This window comes from Massilia sp. NBRC 108631, from assembly GCF_059704565.1.
In genome coordinates, this window is the sequence record NZ_BAAKJE010000278.1 from 1 (window position 1) to 4284 (window position 4284).

At 66.4% G+C, this 4284-nt stretch carries 5 protein-coding genes; all 5 read left to right on the plus strand.

What is annotated here, in order from left to right; all coding sequences use genetic code 11:
* The first annotated feature begins 71 nt into the window (after positions 1-71).
* A complete protein-coding gene (gene lpxK, locus AC6H42_RS30685; RefSeq protein ID WP_057158862.1) occupies positions 72-1151 on the plus strand; it encodes a tetraacyldisaccharide 4'-kinase in 1080 nt (359 codons plus the stop codon).
* Complete coding sequence (locus AC6H42_RS30690; RefSeq protein ID WP_082219489.1) at positions 1132-1308, plus strand: Trm112 family protein; 177 nt, start codon at positions 1132-1134, stop codon at positions 1306-1308. The genes lpxK and AC6H42_RS30690 overlap by 20 nt, the downstream gene beginning before the upstream one ends.
* A gap of 11 nt (positions 1309-1319) precedes the next feature.
* Positions 1320-2081, plus strand: a complete 762-nt coding sequence (gene kdsB, locus AC6H42_RS30695) for a 3-deoxy-manno-octulosonate cytidylyltransferase (protein WP_057158861.1) — start codon at positions 1320-1322, stop codon at positions 2079-2081.
* A 146-nt stretch (positions 2082-2227) separates the two neighbouring features.
* On the plus strand, positions 2228-2884 hold the full coding sequence (adk, locus tag AC6H42_RS30700) for an adenylate kinase (RefSeq protein ID WP_057158860.1): 657 nt from the start codon (positions 2228-2230) through the stop codon (positions 2882-2884).
* A 157-nt stretch (positions 2885-3041) separates the two neighbouring features.
* The coding region (locus tag AC6H42_RS30705; RefSeq protein WP_497549701.1) for a methyl-accepting chemotaxis protein at positions 3042-4284 on the plus strand (1243 nt) is incomplete at its 3' end.

The following is a 4284-nucleotide window of genomic DNA, read 5'->3' on the forward strand; positions in this document are numbered from 1 at the left end:
TCGGGGTCAGACCCCGAAGTTGGGGCGATGCGGCTCAGCTTGTTGGGGCAGGGGCTGCTCAATCAGTCGTTATGACCAGAACTTCCTCGCTTGAATCGACGCTGACGCGCAATTGGCTGCGCAGGGGGGCGCTTGCTTGCGCGCTGTGGCCGCTGTCGCTGGTGTTTGGCGGGCTGGCGGGATTGCGCAGCGGACTGTTCCGTGCGGGCGTGCTGAAGTCGGAGCGGCTGCCGGTGCCGGTGGTGGTGGTGGGGAATATCTTTATCGGCGGCACCGGCAAGACGCCGCTGACGATCTGGCTGGTGCAGGCATTGCAGCAGGCCGGCTTTCATCCCGGCGTGATTTCGCGCGGCTTCGGCAGCAAGGACAGCGCGCCGCGCCTGGTCACCGCCGCGTCCACGCCGCAGCAGGTGGGCGACGAGCCGCTGCTGATCGCCATGCGCACCGGCTGTCCGGTGATGGTGGGGCGCGACCGCGCTGCGGCGGGCAGGGCGCTGCTGGCGGCCGATCCGGCGGTCAACATCCTTGTCGCCGACGATGGCTTGCAGCACTACAAGCTGCAGCGCGATGTGGAGATCGTGCTGTTCGATGGCCGGGGCGTGGGCAATGGCTGGCTGCTGCCGGCCGGGCCGCTGCGCGAGCAGCCGTCGCGCCGGCGCGATGTGACGGTGGTGAACGCGCCGGCGCTGCCGGCCGCGCTGGCCGCCAGCGTGGCGCCGCCCGGGGCGGTGCGCGGCCGCGCCGACGCCCGGGCCGCCGCGCCGGTGCAGATGATACTGGCCGGCGATACCGCCGAGCGCCTGGCCGACCGCAGCGAGCGCGTATCCCTGGCCGAGCTGGCCGGGCGCAAGCTGCGCGTCGCGGCAGCGGCCGGCATCGGCAATCCGGGGCGCTTTTTCGGCATGCTGCGCGGCGCCGGCCTGGAGCCGATCGAGCTGCCTTTGCCGGACCATCATGATTTTCTCGACCGCCCCTTCGACGGCCTGGACGTCGACATCGTCTTGATGACCGAGAAGGATGCAGTAAAATGTGCCCAAATTGAAGAACTGAGGGATGACCCGCGCTTGTGGGTGGTTCCGGTGACAGCGCGCATCGATGCCGCGCTGGCCGAATACATTGTGGAGAAATGTCGTGGATGCTCGTCTGCTTGATATCCTGGTCTGCCCCGTTTGCAAGGGCCCGCTGGAGTACGATAAAAAAGCCCAGGAAATGATTTGCCGCGGCGACCGCCTGGCCTACCCGATCCGCGATGGCATCCCCATCATGTGGGCCGATGAGGCGCGCACCCTGCAGGATGCGGTGGAATAAGGGACGGACCAGTGAGCTTCATCGTCATCATCCCGGCGCGGCTGGCGTCCACCCGCCTGCCCAACAAGCCGCTGGCCGACCTGGGCGGCAAGCCCATGGTGGTGCGCGTGGCCGAGCGCGCAGCGCTGGCCGGCGCGGCCCGCATCATCGTCGCCACCGACCATGAGGACATCGGCGCCGCCTGCCGGCAGCACGGCGTCGAAGTGTGCATGACCCGCGCCGACCACCCGTCGGGCACCGACCGCATCGCCGAAGTGGCGCGCGCGCTGAACCTGGCGCCGGACGCGGTGGTGGTGAACCTGCAGGGCGACGAGCCGCTGATCGACCCGGCGCTGCTGTCGGCCGCCGCCGCCCGCATCGGCGCCGACGTGCCGATGGCCACCTGCGCCCACCCGCTGCACGATGCGGCCGACGCTTTCAATCCCAACGTGGTGAAGGTGGTGCTGGACAAGGCCGGCCGCGCCCTGTATTTCTCGCGCGCTACCATCCCCTGGCACCGCGACGCTTTCGCCCTGGACACGAGCGTGCTGCCGGGCGCCGGTTCCGGCTATGTGCCGCTGCGCCACATCGGCCTGTATGCTTACCGCAACGATTTCCTGCAAGCCTATCCCCAGCTGGCGGTGTCGCCGCTGGAGTCGATCGAGGCGCTGGAACAGTTGCGCGTGCTGTGGCACGGCTATCCGATCGCCGTCCACGTGACCGACTCGGCCCCGGCGGCCGGCGTCGATACGCCTGAAGACCTGGAACGCGTGCGCCGGCATTTCGCCAATTAGCCACTAAGCAAGCATAAAGCCATGCCAAATCGTCCACAAACTGGCGTCAGGCGGGCGTTTTGTGGTAAGTTTCGTGACGAAGGTAGACGAAGCGGCAGCATTTCCAACCATACCACCAGATTCTTATAATCGTTTTAGGACTTTTCATGCGTCTCATTCTGTTAGGAGCACCCGGTGCCGGCAAGGGCACCCAAGCGAATTTCATCAAGGAAAAATATAATATTCCGCAGATCTCCACCGGCGACATGCTGCGCGCGGCCATCAAGGCCGGCACGGAAATGGGCCTGGCTGCCAAGAAGGTCATGGACGCTGGCCAGCTGGTATCGGACGACATCATCATCGGCCTGGTGAAGGAGCGCCTGAAGGAATGCGACTGCGAGAACGGCTACCTGTTCGACGGCTTCCCGCGCACCATCGCGCAGGCCGACGCCATGAAGGAAGCCGGCGTCAAGGTGGACTATGTGCTGGAAATCGCCGTGCCGGACGAGGCCATCATCGAGCGCATGAGCGGCCGCCGCTCGCATCCTGCCTCGGGCCGCGTGTACCACGTGAAATTCAATCCGCCCAAGGTCGACGGCAAGGACGATGTCACCGGCGAAGACCTGGTGCAGCGCGACGACGACAAGGCCGAGACCGTGAAGAAGCGCCTGGACGTGTACCACAACCAGACCGAAGTACTGCTGGGCTACTACAACAACTGGGCCCAGTCCGGCGACGCGGCAGCGCCGAAGTACCGCAAGATCGAAGGTATCGGTGCCGTGGAAGAAATCCGCGACCGCGCGTTCGCAGCCCTGTCGAACTAGGCTTCACCATCTCAGCAGCACCCTCGCAGGCGGACCGACCGGTCCGCCTCGCCGTTTCAGCCTCCCCACTGCACCAAAGTACAACACCCGATTTGCCTGCGCGCCATTACACTGGGCGACGGGAATTCTTACGCCCGATTACTTTTGGGGAGAAAAAATGAATATCAGGGACTGGAGCATAGGCCGCCGCCTGGCGCTGGGTTTCACGGTGCTGCTGGCCGGCATGATCTTCAACACCGGCTTCGGCATCTACCGCCTGCAAGGCAGCGCCGACGCCACGCGCGCCATGATGGAAGTACCGCTGGCCAAGGAACGCCTGATCTCCGAGTGGTACCGCATCGTGTTTGCCGGCATCCGCCGCACCACCGCCATCGCCAAAAGCAGCGACACGTCGCTGGCGCCGTTCTTCGCCGAAGATATCGCCAATTCCACCAAGCGGGCACAGGAACTGATCAAGCAGATCGAGGCGCTCTCCACCGACGAGGACAAGCGGCTGATGGCCGAACTGGGCGGCGTGCGCAAGGCGTACGTGGACTCGCGCGACGGCATCAACAAGGCCAAGGCGGCCGGCAATATGGACGTGGCCGCCGCGCTGATGGAGAAGGATTACCAGCCGGCGGCCAAGGGTTACGAGGCCATGCTGCAGAAGCTGCTGGAGCATCAGAACAAGAAAATCGACGACGCTGCGCGCGAGATCGACGCGATTGCCGCGCAAAGCCGCAACTTGCAGCTGGTGCTGGCGCTGCTGACGGTGGCTTTCAGCGTGGCGTTCGCGTGGTGGCTGGCCACCGGCATCACGCGCCCGATGCGGCAGGCGGTGGACATGGCGCGCCGCGTGGCGGACGGCGACCTGACCGGCGAACAGGGCGGCGGCCAGGGCAGGACGGCCGCCGGCCCGTACGCCAGGGACGAAACCGGGCAGTTGCTGCACGCGCTGGACGATATGCACAACAGCCTGGTGCGCATCGTGAGCCAGGTGCGCAGCGGCACCGACGCCATCACCTCGGCGTCCAGCGAGATTGCCAGCGGCAACCTGGACCTGTCGTCGCGCACCGAGCAGCAGGCCAGCGCGCTGGAGGAGACCGCGTCGTCGATGGAGGAGCTGACCTCCACCGTGCGCCAGAACGCCGACAACGCGCGCGAGGCCAACCAGATGGCGCTGGCCGCCTCCGACGTGGCCCGCAAGGGCGGCGAGGCGGTCTCGGACGTGGTGGGCACGATGCAGTCGATCGACGAATCTTCGCGCAAGATCGTCGACATTATTGGCGTGATCGACGGCATCGCCTTCCAGACCAATATCCTGGCGCTGAACGCGGCGGTGGAAGCGGCGCGCGCGGGCGAGCAGGGCAGGGGCTTCGCGGTGGTGGCGTCCGAGGTGCGCAACCTGGCGCAGCGCTCGG